The sequence below is a fragment of the Phytobacter sp. MRY16-398 genome, assembly GCF_003925915.1.
Classification (GTDB): domain Bacteria; phylum Pseudomonadota; class Gammaproteobacteria; order Enterobacterales; family Enterobacteriaceae; genus Phytobacter; species Phytobacter diazotrophicus.
Genome location: NZ_AP018756.1, coordinates 1,084,811 through 1,102,211 on the forward strand (window position 1 = coordinate 1,084,811; position 17,401 = coordinate 1,102,211).

11 protein-coding genes and 1 CRISPR repeat array are annotated in these 17,401 nt (G+C 54.1%); of the genes, 8 read left to right on the forward strand and 3 right to left on the reverse strand.

Features of this window, described 5'->3' with window-relative positions; translation table 11 throughout:
- Positions 1-11 precede the first annotated feature (11 nt).
- Positions 12-1,352: a glucarate dehydratase gene (gudD, locus tag MRY16398_RS05175; protein ID WP_125123933.1), complete on the forward strand. Its 1,341-nt coding sequence runs from the start codon at positions 12-14 to the stop codon at positions 1,350-1,352.
- An 87-nt stretch (positions 1,353-1,439) separates the two neighbouring features.
- Entirely contained in the window at positions 1,440-2,579 is a 1,140-nt protein-coding gene (locus MRY16398_RS05180) for a glycerate kinase (protein ID WP_071193826.1), read from the forward strand.
- A gap of 49 nt (positions 2,580-2,628) precedes the next feature.
- Here MRY16398_RS05180 and barA read toward each other — a convergent pair whose 3' ends face one another.
- Positions 2,629-5,379, reverse strand: a complete 2,751-nt coding sequence (barA, locus tag MRY16398_RS05185; protein ID WP_125123934.1) for a two-component sensor histidine kinase BarA — start codon at positions 5,377-5,379, stop codon at positions 2,629-2,631.
- A gap of 56 nt (positions 5,380-5,435) precedes the next feature.
- Here barA and rlmD point away from each other — a divergent pair, with 56 nt between their 5' ends.
- The 5 genes from rlmD to eno all read left to right on the forward strand — a co-directional run bounded on the left by rlmD (position 5,436) and on the right by eno (position 13,125).
- Positions 5,436-6,734, forward strand: a complete 1,299-nt coding sequence (rlmD, locus tag MRY16398_RS05190) for a 23S rRNA (uracil(1939)-C(5))-methyltransferase RlmD (protein ID WP_125123935.1) — start codon at positions 5,436-5,438, stop codon at positions 6,732-6,734.
- Positions 6,735-6,786: 52 nt separating this feature from the next.
- Entirely contained in the window at positions 6,787-9,027 is a 2,241-nt protein-coding gene (gene relA / locus MRY16398_RS05195) for a GTP diphosphokinase (protein WP_039077703.1), read from the forward strand.
- 68 nt (positions 9,028-9,095) lie between these two features.
- Positions 9,096-9,887, forward strand: coding sequence for a nucleoside triphosphate pyrophosphohydrolase (gene mazG / locus MRY16398_RS05200; RefSeq protein WP_108700705.1), 792 nt, complete (start codon positions 9,096-9,098; stop codon positions 9,885-9,887).
- Positions 9,888-10,110: 223 nt separating this feature from the next.
- Positions 10,111-11,748, forward strand: a complete 1,638-nt coding sequence (gene pyrG / locus MRY16398_RS05205; protein ID WP_125123936.1) for a glutamine hydrolyzing CTP synthase — start codon at positions 10,111-10,113, stop codon at positions 11,746-11,748.
- Between the two features lie 78 nt (positions 11,749-11,826).
- Positions 11,827-13,125 (forward strand): phosphopyruvate hydratase, encoded by a 1,299-nt coding sequence (gene eno, locus MRY16398_RS05210; protein ID WP_039077700.1) that lies wholly within the window; start codon positions 11,827-11,829, stop codon positions 13,123-13,125.
- A gap of 65 nt (positions 13,126-13,190) precedes the next feature.
- On the opposite strand, the gene MRY16398_RS05215 is transcribed toward eno, so the two are convergent.
- A complete protein-coding gene (locus MRY16398_RS05215) occupies positions 13,191-14,300 on the reverse strand; it encodes an SDR family oxidoreductase (RefSeq protein WP_071193823.1) in 1,110 nt (369 codons plus the stop codon).
- Between the two features lie 417 nt (positions 14,301-14,717).
- Here MRY16398_RS05215 and queE point away from each other — a divergent pair, with 417 nt between their 5' ends.
- Positions 14,718-15,389 carry a 7-carboxy-7-deazaguanine synthase QueE gene (gene queE, locus MRY16398_RS05220; RefSeq protein WP_039077698.1) on the forward strand — a complete coding sequence of 224 codons (672 nt, stop codon included), beginning with the start codon at positions 14,718-14,720 and terminating at the stop codon, positions 15,387-15,389.
- 263 nt (positions 15,390-15,652) lie between these two features.
- Positions 15,653-16,840: direct repeats of the CRISPR family, unit length 29 nt; unit sequence GTGTTCCCCGCGCGAGCGGGGATAAACCG.
- A gap of 48 nt (positions 16,841-16,888) precedes the next feature.
- On the opposite strand, the gene queD is transcribed toward queE, so the two are convergent.
- Positions 16,889-17,251, reverse strand: a complete 363-nt coding sequence (gene queD, locus MRY16398_RS05225) for a 6-carboxytetrahydropterin synthase QueD (protein WP_039077697.1) — start codon at positions 17,249-17,251, stop codon at positions 16,889-16,891.
- Between the last annotated feature and the right edge of the window lie 150 nt (positions 17,252-17,401).

A 17,401-nucleotide genomic window follows, 5' to 3' on the forward strand; every position in this document is an offset into this window, starting at 1 on the left:
AAGGATAAAATATGAGCGCTCAAAGTTCGACTCCTGTTGTTACGTCAGTGAAGGTCATCCCGGTCGCCGGGCATGACAGCATGCTGATGAACCTGAGCGGTGCGCATGCGCCGTTCTTCACCCGTAACATCGTTATCATCACCGACAACGCCGGCAACACCGGCGTCGGCGAAGTCCCCGGCGGCGAAAAAATCCGCCAGACTCTGGAAGACGCGACGCCGCTGATTATCGGCAAAACCCTCGGCGCCTACAAAAATGTCCTCAATGAGGTGCGCAGCGCCTTTGCTGACCGCGACGCCGCGGGCCGCGGCCTGCAGACTTTTGACCTGCGCACCACCATCCACGTGGTTACCGCCATTGAAGCCGCGATGCTCGACCTGCTGGGCAAACACCTGGGCGTCAACGTCGCCTCCCTGCTTGGTGACGGCCAGCAGCGCAGCGAAGTGGAAATGCTCGGCTACCTGTTCTTCGTCGGCAACCGTAAGGCGACGCCGCTGCCTTATCAGAGCCAGCCGGATGACAAATGCGACTGGTACCGTCTGCGTCATGACGAGGCGATGACCCCGGATGCCGTGGTACGTCTGGCGGAAGCCGCGTATGAAAAATACGGCTTCAATGACTTCAAACTGAAAGGCGGCGTGCTGGCCGGTGAAGAAGAGGCGGAATCCATTGTCGCCCTGGCGAAGCGCTTCCCGCAGGCCCGCGTCACCCTCGACCCGAACGGCGCCTGGTCCCTGAACGAAGCCATCAGCATCGGTAAGTACCTGAAAGGCTCGCTGGCCTATGCGGAAGACCCGTGTGGCGCGGAGCAGGGCTTCTCCGGGCGTGAAGTGATGGCGGAGTTCCGCCGTGCCACCGGCCTGCCGACCGCCACCAACATGATTGCCACCGACTGGCGTCAGATGGGGCACACCCTCTCCCTGCAGTCGGTGGATATCCCGCTGGCGGACCCGCACTTCTGGACCATGCAGGGCTCCGTGCGTGTGGCGCAGATGTGCCACGAGTTCGGCCTGACCTGGGGCTCCCACTCCAACAACCACTTCGACATCTCGCTGGCGATGTTCACCCACGTGGCGGCCGCGGCGCCGGGTAAAATCACCGCCATCGACACCCACTGGATCTGGCAGGAGGGCAACCAGCGTCTGACCCGAGAGCCGTTTGAGATTAAAGGCGGGATGGTGCAGGTGCCGACAACGCCGGGTCTGGGCGTGGAGCTGGATATGGATCAGGTGATGAAGGCGCACGAGCTGTATCAGAAACACGGTCTGGGCGCGCGCGACGATGCAATGGGGATGCAGTACCTTATCCCCGGCTGGACGTTCGACAACAAACGTCCTTGCATGGTGCGTTAATGGAATTGCCAGCCCATGCCCGGGCTGGCATTTTCCAGAAGCTTCCGGGTATATGCTTGCGGCAGTGAATATGCGTAAGGATGGCTTATGAAAATAGTTATCGCACCTGACTCTTATAAAGAAAGTTTGAGTGCTCTGGATGTGGCGACCGCGATTGAAAGCGGGTTTCGCGAAATTTTCCCGACGGCTGAATATGTAAAATTGCCGGTTGCGGATGGCGGAGAAGGGACGGTTGAAGCCATGGTTGCCGCGACCTGCGGGCGCATCGTTTCGGTTACAGTCAAAGGCCCGCTTGGCGAACACGTCGACGGATTTTATGGCCTGTCAGGCGACGAAAAATGTGCATTTATCGAGATGGCGGCGGCCAGCGGCCTTGAACTGGTGCCACCCGCGCAACGCGATCCGCTTGTCACCACCTCATGGGGAACCGGCGAGCTGATTCGCCATGCGCTGGACGCAGGCGTAAAGCATATCATCATCGGGATTGGCGGCAGCGCCACCAACGACGGTGGAGCGGGGATGGTGCAGGCGCTGGGGGCGAAATTGCTGGATAACGAAGACCAGCAGATTGGCCCGGGCGGTGCGGCACTGGAAACGCTCGCCAGGATCGATATTCGTGAGCTGGACAAACGTCTTGCGCAGTGCCGCATTGAAGTGGCCTGCGATGTGACGAACCCGCTGACGGGTAAAGAGGGTGCTTCGGCAATCTTCGGTCCGCAAAAAGGCGCGACACCGAAAATGATCGCCCGGCTGGATCAGGCGCTGGGGCACTATGCGAAGATCATTGCCCGCGATCTGGATCAGGATGTGCTGAACCTTGCAGGTGGTGGCGCGGCAGGGGGAATGGGTGCTGCGCTGTACGCATTCTGCGGCGCGGAACTGCGTCAGGGCATTGAAATCGTGACCGATGCGTTAGCGCTGGATAAACATGTTGCTGATGCCGACCTGGTGATCACTGGCGAAGGTCGTATTGATAGCCAGACGGTGCACGGCAAAGTGCCGGTCGGCGTTGCGAAAGTGGCGAAACGCTATAACGTGCCGGTTATTGGCATTGCGGGTAGTTTGACGGCGGATGTGGGTGTTGTGCACGATCACGGTATTGATGCGGTTTTCAGCGTGATTTATAAGATTTGTACGCTGGAAGATGCGCTGGCCAACGCCGGTGAAAACGTGCGTATGACCGCGCGTAACGTGGCGGCTGTACTGAAAATTGGGCAGGGCAGATAAAACGCTTTGTCCTGGTTATTACCCTCTCTTGTGGGAGAGGGTATCAGGATTATCCCATCATTTTACGGGCATCGCGGGTGACGTTGTCCATCTCATCAAGCAGTTCCAGAAACTCCGGTTCCAGTTCCTCAGCAGGCACACCGCTGCGTAACTGATGCTCAATAAGCTGACAGAGGTTTTTCAGCCGCGGTACGCCGCTGTAACCACAGCTTCCGTGTAGCTTGTGAATCAGATCCAGCAACCCTTCTGGCGCCTCGCCAACCAGTTGTTCTTCCACTTTGTTGCGAATCTCAGGCAGGAAAGCCACCAGCATTTGCAGCATCTCGCGCGCCAGATCCGGTTTTCCCGCCGCCTGACGCAGCGCCAGTTGCCAGTCCAGCGTCACGTTCGCCGGCACGTCGGGTTCGACAGGCTCCGGCGCTGCAACAACATTACTGGCCAGCGCGCCGGGCTTGTAGCGCAGCAGCAAATTGTAAAGCTTGTCTTCTTCAATCGGCTTTGCCAAATAGTCATTCATGCCTGCGCTCAGCAGCTTCTCTTTCTGCCCCGCCATAGCATGGGCGGTCACCGCAATCACCGGCGTTTGCTGTTGATGCGGAAGCTGGTGAATCAACTCACAGGCGCGGATACCGTCCATGCCTGGCATCTGAATATCCATCAAAATGAGATCGAACTGCATCTGCCTGGCCCTTTCCACCGCCTGAGGTCCGCTGTCACACAATTCAACCTGTTGCACCTGGTCTTCCAGCAGCGCGCCGATCAATTTCAGGTTGGCAGGGTTGTCATCCACCGCCATCACCGTCATCGGCAGCTTGCTCATATCTATCGAGTCCATCTGACGGGTTGAACAGCAATACTCTGTCAGGGCGGGCAGCAGTCGCGTTGAGGTTAACGGTTTGAGCAGACAAGCCGCCGCGCCATCTTGTTTCAGCGCTTCGGCGTTAATCTGGGCGTGGCAGGGCAGCGCCAGCAGCAGATGATCGGTCATCGCCGCGGCGGCAGCGAGTTTCTCATGCTGCATGGTCAGCGGTTCATGGAAGGTGACCGGAACAGACAACAGCAGAATGTCATAGTGATCCGGCGGCAGCGCTGAGAACGACGGACTGTAAATCACCTCGAGCGGTGTGGTGCTCAGTACATCCAGCGTGCTTTGTGCCGCGGCGGCGTTCGGTTCGATATAGGCAAGGCGTTTACCCGCCAGACAACCGGTAACAGGGCCTTCGGAAACCGCATTCGGGTTCAGGTCCAGGTTGATGTGGAACCAGAAGGTGGAGCCGCGATTAGGCTGGCTGTGGAAGGAGATGTCGCCGCCCATTTCGTTGACCAGCCGTTGGGTGATAACCAGCCCCAGGCCGGTACCGCCGTGGCGACGTGAAATACTGGCATCGGCCTGGCGGAATGCCTGGAACAGGCGCGACTGATCCCGCTCCGGAATACCAATCCCGGTATCGCGGATTTGCACCTCAATTTGCACTTTATTGTTACTAATCGAGCGCCGTTCAACGTGGATATCGATATTACCGTTTTCGGTGAATTTGATGGCATTGCCCACCAGATTGGTGATCACCTGTTGCAGGCGCAGCGGGTCGCCAATGACGTTATCCGGCACATCATTTTTGATATTTAGCGTCAGCTCCAGTCCCTTATCATGGGCGGAGTGCGCCAGCAACGTCACCACATCATCCAGCGCGCTGCGTAACGGGAACGGGATACTCTCCAGAATCAGTTTCCCGGCTTCAAGTTTCGAAAAATCGAGCACATCGTTGATGATAGCCAGCAGGTTGTTGGCCGAGCGTTCAATGGTCAGCATGTGGTCGCGCTGTGTGGGATTCAGCTCCGATTTCAGCGTCAGGCGGGTAAAACCGATAACCCCGTTAAGCGGCGTACGCAGCTCGTGCGACATATTAGCCAGAAACTCAGATTTAATACGCGCCGCTTCCTGGGCGCGCTTTTTCGCCAGGTCCAGTTCAACGTTCTGGATCTCCATCTGCTCCAGGGTTTCGCGCAGATCCGAGGTGGACTGATCGATATTGTGCTGCATCTCTTCGTGATAGGCCGCCAGCGACATTGCCATCGAATTAATACCGTTCTTAAGCATGTCCAGCTCGCCGAGCATAAACCCCTCCACCCGGCTGTCCAGTTGGCCGCGGCGGATACGGTCAACCGTGTTAACCATATTGCGAATCGGCCCGGTGACATCGCGCATGAGTCGCCAGCCGAAAATGAGCGCAATACCGATACAGAACAAAATCATCAGGCTTGAGATGAAAATTTCTTTGTACTGTTGCAGACGAACGGATTTGAGATCCAGTTCCAGTGCCACATACCCCAGCATATTACCGGCGGGCTTGGCGTCGGATATGGCGGACTCATCCGGCGAGTAACCCTCCGAGATGATTGGCGTGCGCAGGATCATCAGGTCTCCCTTACGCGTTACGCTTAATCGCCGGGGGAGTGCAGACCCGTCTGCGAGGCGTAACTCACCCGGATCGAGCTGAAAATTTGAGGTGACGAACAGATGATTTTGCTCATCGTAAATGGAAATGCCGCGCACGATTTCGGAATGGCGACGGTGCAATACGCTAATCAGTTGCCCAATAGCCTCACGGTCCTGCAACGTCATGCTGTATTCGCTGGAGACGGCGAGCGGTTCAATGATACTGGCACCTGCGTCTTCCAGTTGACGCTGTAAGTCGTTATAGCGGTGAACGACGAAGAAGATACTCAACAGCACACCGATCAATACGGTCGGGGCGAGGATCAGGATCATCATGCGCGCACGCAGGCTGTAGTTGGTCATGGGGTTCCGTTATGGGAGAATGTGGTCATTATCTGTAATTGAGAAAATTCTCGGCAATGGCGCAATTCTACTCTGCAAAACGGCGCGTGACGACGCGTCAGATCATAACTGTCACAGTAAACGACCTCGATCCCTTTGGGCAGGGGGTTGCGCGACATAATGGTAAGGCGTTGTTTATCCCCGGATTGTTGCCGCAAGAAACGGCGGAAATTACTCTGATTGAAGACAAGCGACAGTTTGCACGCGGTGAAGTAAAACGTCGTCTGAACGACAGTCCTGACCGTGTTGCGCCGGTATGTCCTCATTTCGGGGTCTGCGGCGGCTGCCAGCAGCAGCATGCGAGCGTGGCCCTGCAACAGCGCAGCAAAAGCGCCGCCCTTGCCCGTTTAATGAAGCACGATGTCGAAGAGGTTATCTGCGCGTCGCCCTGGGCCTATCGGCGTCGGGCGCGCCTGAGTCTAAGCTGGCAGCCTAAAACTCAGCGTCTGGAGATGGGGTTTCGTAAGGCAAATGCCAGCGACATCATTAACGTCTCACGTTGCCCGGTCCTGGTGCCCCGTCTTGAGGCATTACTTGCGCCCCTGCACACCTGTCTGGCGAGCCTGAAAGCGGTGCGCCATTTGGGGCATGTTGAACTGGTGTTGGCGGATAATGGTCCGCTGATGGTTTTGCGCCATACCGCGCCGCTGAGTGCTGCTGACCGGGAAAAACTGGAACGCTTTTCGCATTCCGAGGGACTGGCGCTTTTTCTGGCGCCCGAAAGCGAGATACTTGAACAGGTTACAGGAGAATCTCCCTGGTATAACTCTGACGGGCTACGCTTAACGTTCAGCCCGCGGGATTTTATTCAGGTCAATGACGGCGTAAATCAGCAAATGGTTGCCCGTGCGCTGGCATGGCTGGATGTGCAGCCGGACGATCGCGTACTGGATCTTTTCTGTGGAATGGGCAACTTTACCTTGCCGTTGGCAAAAAGGGCGGCAAGCGTGGTGGGCGTTGAAGGGGTTGGCGAACTGGTCGCGAAAGGGCGTGAAAATGCCCGACAAAATGGTTTGCAGAACGTGACCTTTTTTCACGAAAATCTGGAAGAAGATGTCACAAAGCAGCCGTGGGCGCGTCAGGGTTTTGATAAAATACTTCTTGATCCCGCGCGTGCGGGTGCCGCTGGTGTTATGCAATACATTGTAAAATTAGCGCCCGGCAAAGTAGTGTATGTTTCCTGTAATCCGGCGACGCTCGCGCGTGACAGCGAAGCGTTAGTCAATGCGGGTTACCAGATTAAGCGGCTGGCGATGCTGGATATGTTCCCGCACACTGGGCATCTGGAATCCATGGTGTTATTCGAGCACAAGTGATTAATTTCGGCTTGTCGAGTTCGACAGGCTCGGTCCCTTAAAGGAGAGGACAATGGTTGCGGTAAGAAGTGCGCATTTGAACAAAGCGGGTGAATTCGATCCTAAGAAGTGGATCGCCAGTCTGGGTATCTCCAGCCAGCCGTCGTGTGAACGCTTAGCCGAAACCTGGGAATATTGTCTGCGACAAACACAGGGACATCCTCACGCCGATCTGCTGTTATGGCGCGGTGTTGAGATGGTGGAAATTCTCTCCATGCTTAGTATGGATCTCGATACGCTGCGAGCGGCGCTGCTGTTCCCGCTGGCAGATGCCGATGTCGTCAGTGAAGATACCCTGCGTGAAAGCGTGGGCAAATCGATTGTCGAGCTTATTCATGGCGTCCGGGATATGGCGGCTATTCGGCAGTTGAAAGCCACCCATACCGATTCCGTCTCCTCTGAGCAGGTGGATAACGTGCGGCGTATGCTGCTGGCGATGGTGGACGATTTCCGCTGTGTCGTCATCAAGATTGCCGAACGTATTGCCCATCTGCGTGAAGTGAAAGAAGCGCCGGAAGACGAACGCGTGCTGGCGGCGAAAGAGTGTACAAACATCTACGCGCCGCTGGCGAACCGCTTAGGGATCGGTCAGCTCAAATGGGAACTGGAAGATTACTGCTTCCGCTATCTGCATCCGGCGGAATACAAACGCATCGCCAAATTGCTGCATGAACGCCGTATCGACCGCGAACACTACATCGAAGAGTTTGTTGGGCACCTGCGTTCAGAAATGAAAGAAGAGGGCGTAAAAGCTGAGGTTTATGGCCGTCCTAAGCATATTTACAGCATCTGGCGCAAAATGCAGAAGAAGCATCTCGCCTTCGATGAACTGTTTGATGTCCGGGCGGTGCGCATCGTTGCCGAGCGTCTGCAGGATTGCTATGCCGCGCTCGGTATCGTCCACACCCATTATCGCCACCTGCCGGATGAGTTCGATGATTATGTCGCGAATCCGAAACCGAACGGCTACCAGTCTATCCACACGGTAGTTTTAGGGCCGGGGGGCAAAACCGTAGAAATCCAGATTCGTACCCGGCAGATGCATGAAGACGCCGAGCTGGGCGTGGCCGCGCACTGGAAGTACAAAGAGGGCGCAACGACAGGCACCAACAGCGGCGGGCGTGGTTATGAAGACCGCATCGCGTGGCTGCGTAAACTGATTGCCTGGCAAGAAGAGATGGCCGATTCGGGCGAAATGCTCGACGAGGTACGCAGCCAGGTGTTCGATGATCGGGTCTATGTGTTTACGCCGAAAGGCGATGTGGTGGACTTGCCTGCCGGCTCCACGCCGCTCGACTTCGCTTACCATATCCACAGCGATGTGGGGCACCGTTGCATTGGGGCGAAAATCAGCGGACGTATCGTACCGTTCACCTACCAGTTGCAGATGGGCGATCAGATAGAAATCATCACCCAGAAGCAGCCGAACCCGAGTCGTGACTGGCTGAACCCGAACCTGGGGTACGTTACTACCAGCCGTGGCCGTTCCAAAATCCACGCCTGGTTCCGTAAGCAGGATCGGGATAAAAACGTCCTCGCAGGTCGTCAGATCCTTGATGACGAACTGGCACATCTCGGTATCAGCCTGAAAGAGGCGGAAAAACAGCTACTGCCGCGTTACAACTTTAACGATCTGGAAGAACTGCTGGCGGCGATTGGCGGCGGCGATATACGCCTCAACCAGATGGTCAACTTCCTGCAGTCGCAGTTCAACAAGCCGAGCGCGGAAGAGCAGGATGCCGCGGCACTGAAACAGTTGCAGCAGAAGACCTACGCGCCGCAAAACCGTAGCAAAGATAATGGCCGGGTAGTGGTGGAAGGGGTGGGTAACCTGATGCATCACATTGCACGCTGCTGCCAGCCGATCCCCGGTGATGACATTGTTGGTTTTATCACCCAGGGCCGTGGGATTTCTATTCACCGGGCGGACTGCGACCAACTCGAAGAGCTGCGCACCCACGCGCCTGAGCGCATCGTCGATGCAGTGTGGGGGGAAAGCTACTCGGCAGGTTACTCGCTGGTGGTGCGTGTGACCGCCAACGATCGCAGCGGATTGCTGCGCGATATCACGACCATTCTTGCTAACGAGAAAGTTAACGTTCTGGGCGTCGCCAGCCGCAGTGATACCAAAGAGCAACTGGCCACTATCGATATGAATATTGAAATCTACAACCTGCAGGTGCTTGGCCGTGTGCTTGGCAAGCTGAACCAGGTGCCGGACGTTATCGACGCGCGTCGATTGCACGGCGGTTAAATCCACTCTTCTGTAAGCCGGGTAAGGCGACGCCGCCACCCGGCATTTTTTTTCATCAGGACAGAACTATGACTCAAATCACCCGCCTGCTGGGCATCATGCAACGTCTGCGCGACCCGGAAAATGGCTGTCCGTGGGATAAAGAACAGACCTTTGCCACCATCGCACCCTATACCCTGGAAGAGACGTACGAAGTGCTGGATGCCATTTCCCGCGAAGATTTTGACGATTTACGCGGCGAATTAGGCGATTTACTGTTCCAGGTGGTGTTTTATGCACAAATGGCCCAGGAGCAAAATCTGTTCAACTTCGACGATGTGTGTGCGGCCATCAGTGACAAGCTGGAGCGCCGTCATCCGCATATTTTTGGTGACGCGCAGGCGGAAAACAGCAGTGAAGTGCTGGCCCGCTGGGAGCAGATTAAAAGCGCTGAGCGCGCCGAAAAGTCACAGCATTCCGCGCTCGATGACATTCCCCATAGCCTCCCGGCATTGATGCGTGCCCACAAAATCCAGAAGCGCTGCGCAACCGTGGGCTTTGACTGGACCTCCCTGGGACCGGTGCTGGACAAAGTCTACGAAGAAATCGACGAAGTGATGGATGAGGCAAAACAGGCTGTCGTGGATGAGGCGAAACTGGAAGAAGAGATGGGCGATTTGTTGTTCGCAACGGTCAATCTTTCGCGTCATTTGGGGGTAAAAGCGGAAGTCGCCTTGCAAAAAGCGAACCTGAAATTTGAACGTCGTTTCCGCGAAGTTGAGCGGATCGTTGCCGCTCGCGGCCTGGAAATGAGCGGAATCGACCTGGAAGCGATGGAAGAGGTATGGCAGCAGGTAAAACGCCAGGAAACTGATATCTAAAGATATTATGCTTTCAAGTGCGATTTGTATGATTTTTTAAATAACAAGCGCTTGATTTACGTCAAAATCATTTTGCTGAAAGTGGCTATTTTCTCACTCCTTATTACAGGTGAGGTTAGGGATAAGGGGTGAGAATGAAAGTTTGTGAGGCACGCCCTGTTCAGGTATACTACTTTCCCGTCCTGGTTATTCCATCGTTTCACCCTAACTTCTCAGGTTCAGCATGACAACGAACTATATTTTTGTGACCGGCGGGGTCGTATCCTCTCTGGGTAAAGGCATTGCCGCAGCCTCCCTCGCAGCCATTCTTGAAGCCCGTGGCCTCAATGTGACCATGATGAAACTGGATCCGTATATTAACGTCGATCCGGGTACCATGAGCCCAATCCAACACGGGGAAGTGTTCGTTACCGAAGACGGCGCTGAAACCGATCTGGACCTGGGTCACTATGAGCGTTTCATCCGCACCAAGATGACCCGTCGTAACAACTTCACGACTGGCCGTATCTATTCCGAAGTGCTGCGCAAAGAGCGCCGTGGCGACTACCTGGGCGCGACCGTTCAGGTTATTCCGCACATCACCAATGCTATCAAAGAGCGCATCATCGAAGGCGGTGAAGGCCATGACGTGGTGCTGGTGGAAATCGGCGGTACCGTAGGCGATATCGAATCGCTGCCGTTCCTTGAAGCGATTCGCCAGATGGCTGTTGAAGTGGGTCGCGAACGCACATTGTATATGCACCTGACGCTGGTGCCTTACATGGCCGCTTCGGGTGAAGTCAAAACCAAGCCGACTCAGCACTCAGTAAAAGAGCTGCTTTCTATTGGTATTCAGCCTGACATTCTGATTTGTCGTTCCGATCGTGCCGTGCCGGCAAACGAGCGTGCAAAGATTGCTTTGTTCTGTAATGTTCCGGAAAAGGCGGTTATCTCCCTTAAAGACGTCGATTCCATTTATAAAATTCCGGGCCTGTTGAAATCGCAGGGGCTGGACGATTATATTTGTAAACGATTCAGCTTGAACTGCCCGGAAGCAAATCTGGCCGAATGGGAACAGGTTATTTACCAGCAGGCGAACCCGGTAGACGAAGTCACCATCGGTATGGTCGGTAAGTATATTGAACTGCCGGATGCCTATAAGTCAGTTATCGAAGCGCTGAAACACGGTGGCCTGAAAAATCGAGTTACCGTCAACATCAAACTGATCGATTCGCAAGATGTTGAAACACGTGGTGTCGAAATTCTGAAAGGTCTGGATGCTATCCTGATCCCTGGCGGTTTCGGTTATCGCGGTGTGGAAGGTAAGATCGCCACCGCACGCTACGCGCGTGAAAACGATATTCCTTATCTGGGCATCTGCCTGGGGATGCAGGTTGCGCTGATCGAGTTTGCTCGCAACGTTGCAGGTATGGAGAACGCCAACTCGACGGAATTTGTGCCAGACTGTAAGTACCCGGTTGTGGCGCTCATTACCGAATGGCGTGATGAAGAAGGCAAGATTGAAGTACGTTCGGAAAAGAGCGATCTCGGTGGCACCATGCGCCTCGGCGCACAGCAGTGCCAGCTTGGCGACGACAGCCTGGTCCGTCAACTGTATGGCGAGCCGACCATTGTCGAACGCCATCGCCATCGCTATGAAGTGAACAATCTGCTGTTGAAACAAATTGAAGCTGCGGGTCTGCGTGTTGCAGGCCGTTCCGGCGATGATCAGTTGGTCGAGATCATCGAGGTGCCAAATCATCCGTGGTTTGTCGCTTGTCAGTTCCACCCGGAATTTACTTCTACGCCGCGTGATGGGCACCCACTGTTTGCAGGCTTCGTGAAAGCCGCCAGTGAGTACCAGAAGCGTCAGGCGAAGTAAGAGTTAGAACGGCAGTGCACCCAAATGGGTGCACTGTTTGTCTGGAGTTTTAGTTTAACTTGTACTGAGGAAATCCTAATGTCCAAAATCGTTAAAGTCATCGGTCGTGAAATCATCGACTCCCGTGGTAACCCGACTGTTGAAGCCGAAGTACACCTGGAAGGTGGTTTCGTTGGTCTGGCAGCTGCTCCGTCAGGTGCTTCTACCGGTTCCCGCGAAGCGCTGGAACTGCGTGATGGCGACAAATCCCGCTTCATGGGTAAAGGCGTACTGAAAGCGGTTGGCGCGGTTAACGGCCCGATCGCTCAGGCAATCCTGGGCAAAGATGCCAAAGATCAGGCTGGCATTGACAAGATCATGATCGACCTGGACGGTACTGAAAACAAATCTAACTTCGGTGCTAACGCAATCCTGGCTGTTTCTCTGGCGACTGCTAAAGCTGCTGCTGCCTCTAAAGGCCTGCCGCTGTACGCACACATCGCTGAACTGAACGGCACCCCGGGCAAATACTCCATGCCGGTTCCGATGATGAACATCATCAACGGTGGTGAGCACGCTGACAACAACGTAGACATTCAGGAATTCATGATTCAGCCGGTTGGCGCGAAATCCCTGAAAGAAGCGGTACGTATGGGTTCAGAAGTGTTCCATAACCTGGCTAAGGTTCTGAAATCCAAAGGTATGAACACGGCTGTTGGTGACGAAGGCGGCTATGCGCCGAACCTGGGTTCTAACGCTGAAGCGCTGGCTGTTATCGCAGAAGCTGTTAAAGCTGCGGGTTACGAGCTGGGCAAAGACATCACTCTGGCGATGGACTGCGCGGCTTCTGAATTCTACAAAGACGGTAAATACGTTCTGGCTGGCGAAGGCAACAAAGCGTTCACCTCCGAAGAATTCACTCACTTCCTGGAAGACCTGACCAAACAGTACCCGATCGTGTCCATCGAAGATGGTCTGGACGAGTCTGACTGGGCTGGCTTTGCTTATCAGACCAAAGTTCTGGGCGACAAAATCCAGTTGGTTGGTGACGACCTGTTCGTAACTAACACCAAAATCCTGAAAGAAGGCATCGAAAAAGGCATCGTTAACTCCATCCTGATCAAATTCAACCAGATCGGTTCTCTGACCGAAACTCTGGCTGCGATCAAAATGGCGAAAGACGCTGGCTACACTGCTGTCATCTCTCACCGTTCTGGCGAAACTGAAGACGCTACCATCGCTGACCTGGCTGTTGGTACCGCTGCTGGCCAGATCAAAACTGGCTCTATGAGCCGTTCTGACCGCGTTGCTAAATACAACCAGTTGATTCGTATCGAAGAAGCTCTGGGTGAACAAGCGCCGTACAACGGTCGTAAAGAGATCAAAGGTCAGGCATAAGCCTGTCTTTCTCTGAAATGAAAATGCCAGCCCTCGGGCTGGCATTTTTTTACCTGCAATAACCGTTATTTAAAATCGACAGCCATTTGCTGCGGAATGGAAAGCCCTCGGGTGGTCTGTACGCACTGAGCGATATAATCGGTAAAGCGTGGCGGCTTCGGCATGCCCAGCTCTATGAGCTTGTCATTGCTAAAGCGGACATTCAGCATGGCGAACGCACCGTACAAACGCATGGCTTTAAGCATCAGGCGCTCGTTGCAGGGGCCGAAGATGTTTTTCAATTCACGGCGCATCTTCACCAGCGTCTCGTAGCTAACCTGCGTGTAGACATCTTTAACCGGTACCGTTTCCAGCGCGGACGCCATCGCGGCATCAATATCAGAAAACTTCACGCTGTTCTCTTCGCCTGCGGAGATATGAATGACCTCACCCGCCGGGATGTCGCTTTTCAGCATCATGATCAACGCGTCGGCGCAATAGTCCACCGGCACCACATCAATACGGTCTTCCAGTGAGCACATGAATTTTTGCAGCATCAGCGCCATGCTGAATACCCAGAAGATACTGCTGGAGGGTTGGCAGCCGTAATGCGTATGCCCCACCACTATAGACGGACGTGCGATAACCAGCGGCAGATCCGGATAGGTTTTGCGCATCAGGTGTTCGATGGTGGATTTGGAGTGGGTGTACTCCACCAGGTGCTCGGCGTTTTCTTTGAATTCCTGGCTCTCATAGACCAGCGAATCGGCTTCTGGCGCACACGACATAGCGGTGCCGACATGCAGGAAACGCTGTAGCCCCTGTACTTTCGCCATACGTCCGGCAAAGGCCAGAGTGCCTTCCACGTTCACTTTCCAGATGAGCGGGTTGTTGCCAAAAGAGGCGACGGCTGCGCAGTTCAGCACGTGGGTGACACTGTCCAGACGCGGGTCGTCCAGAAATTGCTCCGGCGTACCCAGATCACCGATGATGATATGTTCGCAGGTCAGACGGGAGAGGATAGATTCGCTGATATTGAATTTGCGCATGTTCTCTTTTACGCGCTCAACGCCAGCCTGGCTATCCGTTGCCCTGACTAAAAGTAAATAGTTGATTTGACTATCATCATTAAGTATTTTCTCAAACACTGCACCACCGAGGAATCCGGTGACGCCGGTGATCAGTAGAGTTTTCATGATCGCATGCTCATTGTTGTTAATTCGCGGATTGTATTCAGCGAAAATTAAACAATGCTTAAATAAGAGAGGCGGAAATAAATCGATTTCTTAAGGTGATTTTAAGCTTTAAATGCGGAACAAGTTTAATTGGACAGACAAACGCAGAAATAAATTCATTAAAAATAAAAATATTTATAAAATATTGAAATTAAAGTATTTTTATTCTCTGGTTTAGCGTTTTATTTTAATGGTTTTCTTATATAAATGAGCGTTGCTGAAATAATTAATTACAAATAAAATGATGCTAAGCCTGCTATCCATTGTCCATTTTTTTGCTTTATTTCGATGACAATCACGCAACATTAACCCCTGCCTCAACTCGCCCTCAAGAGCGAAATCTGTAATAATTAATGTTTTCCCCGATCAGAGTTGATTATGCAGTACCCGATTAATGAGATGTTCCAGACCTTGCAAGGCGAGGGCTATTTTACCGGCGTTCCCGCCATTTTTATTCGTTTACAGGGATGCCCGGTTGGTTGCGCCTGGTGCGACACCAAACACACCTGGGATAAGCTTGAAGATCGGGAAGTCTCCCTCTACAGCATTCTGGCCAAGACCAAAGAGAGCGATAAATGGGGCGCGGCGAGCAGTGAAGATCTGCTGGCAATTATTGAGCGTCAGGGCTGGACTGCGCGCCATGTGGTGATTACTGGTGGCGAACCTTGTATCCACGATCTGATTCCGTTGACTCATCTTCTGGAAAAACAGGGGTTCAGTTGCCAGATTGAGACCAGCGGTACCCATGAAGTGCGCACGTCTCATGCGACCTGGGTCACCGTGTCACCGAAGGTGAATATGCGCGGAGGCTATGACATCCTCCAGCAGGCGCTGGAACGCGCCGATGAGATCAAACACCCGGTTGGACGTACCCGAGACATTGAGGCGCTTGATGAGCTTCTGACGCAACTGACCGATGACAAACACCGGGTCATTGCACTGCAGCCTATCAGCCAAAAAGACGACGCCACCCGCTTGTGCATTGAAACCTGTATCGCCCGCAACTGGCGGCTGTCGATGCAAACGCATAAGTATCTGAATATTGCCTGATTTGGTTTCTGCCGGTGTTATTGCACCGACAAGACAGGTATTACCTGAGCGCCCGGCCTTATGGCCGGGCGTTTTCGTTTACCTGTCCGGCGGGCAGGGTAAAGGTTTGTGAAACAACGCTGTTCGGTAAAATCAGCTTTTGCCTGCGGTGTGTTTTTATTTTTATTAATAATCAATGGGTTAATGATTCAGCTTGCGTCGATATAATCGGTAGAATTTGAGCTGTGATAAATGATTCTATAATTCAATGGGTTATATTTAGAGTGTTCCCCGCGCGAGCGGGGATAAACCGCCGCCGCAGTGGCCGCTGTTTTTTTGGTTGCCGTGTTCCCCGCGCGAGCGGGGATAAACCGATGTCGAATGCTGGCACCTGATTAGTGCGATAGTGTTCCCCGCGCGAGCGGGGATAAACCGTAGATTGCCGTCTGCCTAATGCTCTTACCAGAGTGTTCCCCGCGCGAGCGGGGATAAACCGATAATCAGGTCTGTGCGGTCGAATCCGCCATAGTGTTCCCCGCGCGAGCGGGGATAAACCGGGTGTGCCGCGCCGGGTTGGTAGTCCTTCCATGTGTTCCCCGCGCGAGCGGGGATAAACCGCGCGTTACTGGCGTCAGGTAGGTAATCGTAGCGTGTTCCCCGCGCGAGCGGGGATAAACCGCGTCGCCAAAACGCGCCTGCACAAAATCAGCCGTGTTCCCCGCGCGAGCGGGGATAAACCGCCACTTCCTCGACGGTAGGGTAAAAAATATCGGTGTTCCCCGCGCGAGCGGGGATAAACCGAGTGCATATTACTACATAAAGTAGAAAATACAGTGTTCCCCGCGCGAGCGGGGATAAACCGCGCGGGACTGGAAACAGATTGCGCTGGAGCATGTGTTCCCCGCGCGAGCGGGGATAAACCGCCCAAAAATCATTTCCAACCCCGGCCACTCGAGTGTTCCCCGCGCGAGCGGGGATAAACCGGTGTTACAAATATTTTTCGGCCAGCGCCACGAGTGTTCCCCGCGCGAGCGGGGATAAACCGGCAATTTTGGTCGCCCCAGGTGATGAAGTGAGGTGTTCCCCGCGCGAGCGGGGATAAACCGTTGAGTTTTCGGAGGGTTGATTTTGCGAATCTGTGTTCCCCGCGCGAGCGGGGATAAACCGGTTACTCCGGAAATAAACAAGGGGCCGAAGCCGTGTTCCCCGCGCGAGCGGGGATAAACCGCTCCACGCCACCCATAAGCTAGCTGGTCAAGGGTGTTCCCCGCGCGAGCGGGGATAAACCGTACGCAAAAACGAGATGTTAGGCATCCCGATGGTGTTCCCCGCGCGAGCGGGGATAAACCGAATGCATGGAAGATGAATTCATGAAATACGAAGTGTTCCCCGCGCGAGCGGGGATAAACCGTTCTGCGGGTTGGTACCAAGTACGCGCATCATGTGTTCCCCGCGCGAGCGGGGATAAACCGAGCCATAAAATCAGCGCACTCAGGTGCGCTGACGACACAGAAGTGAAATTACTCGCCGCGGTAGATACACCCTGCGGTGCAGGTCTCTTTGATCATCACGGCGCTCAGCAGCGGAACGACGGGTTTCAACTGATCCCAAATCCATTTTGCCAGTACTTCGCTGGTCGGGTTCTCAAGGCCCGGAATATCGTTAAGATAGTAGTGATCCAGACGATCATAGGTCGGTTTGAACGCCGCCTTAAGCTCAGCAAAATCCATGATCCAGCCCGTATGCGGATCCACCTCGCCGGTGATCTCCAGACGCACCATAAATGAGTGACCATGAAGACGACCGCATTTATGCCCGGCTGGAACATGTGGCAAACGGTGAGCGGCTTCAAACATGAAATCTTTAAATAACGTGGTGGACATTCTGAACTCTCTGACTGGCTAGAAAAACCGCGGCATGGTAGCCGAAATGACCTTTTTTATCATTAACTAAAATCGGCAAAAGTGATTAACCGTTACGCTTTGCCTGATGACCTGTATTTTTCCATTATAAATCAATATATTAATTAATCT

Excerpts from the sequence above, each read along its gene's own strand:
- gudD (WP_125123933.1), top strand. The coding sequence starts at position 12 with ATGAGCGCTCAAAGTTCGACTCCTGTTGTTACGTCAGTGAAGGTCATC.
- MRY16398_RS05180 (WP_071193826.1), top strand. The coding sequence starts at position 1,440 with ATGAAAATAGTTATCGCACCTGACTCTTATAAAGAAAGTTTGAGTGCT.
- barA (WP_125123934.1), bottom strand. The coding sequence starts at position 5,379 with ATGACCAACTACAGCCTGCGTGCGCGCATGATGATCCTGATCCTCGCC.
- rlmD (WP_125123935.1), top strand. The coding sequence starts at position 5,436 with ATGGCGCAATTCTACTCTGCAAAACGGCGCGTGACGACGCGTCAGATC.
- relA (WP_039077703.1), top strand. The coding sequence starts at position 6,787 with ATGGTTGCGGTAAGAAGTGCGCATTTGAACAAAGCGGGTGAATTCGAT.
- mazG (WP_108700705.1), top strand. The coding sequence starts at position 9,096 with ATGACTCAAATCACCCGCCTGCTGGGCATCATGCAACGTCTGCGCGAC.
- pyrG (WP_125123936.1), top strand. The coding sequence starts at position 10,111 with ATGACAACGAACTATATTTTTGTGACCGGCGGGGTCGTATCCTCTCTG.
- eno (WP_039077700.1), top strand. The coding sequence starts at position 11,827 with ATGTCCAAAATCGTTAAAGTCATCGGTCGTGAAATCATCGACTCCCGT.
- MRY16398_RS05215 (WP_071193823.1), bottom strand. The coding sequence starts at position 14,300 with ATGAAAACTCTACTGATCACCGGCGTCACCGGATTCCTCGGTGGTGCA.
- queE (WP_039077698.1), top strand. The coding sequence starts at position 14,718 with ATGCAGTACCCGATTAATGAGATGTTCCAGACCTTGCAAGGCGAGGGC.
- queD (WP_039077697.1), bottom strand. The coding sequence starts at position 17,251 with ATGTCCACCACGTTATTTAAAGATTTCATGTTTGAAGCCGCTCACCGT.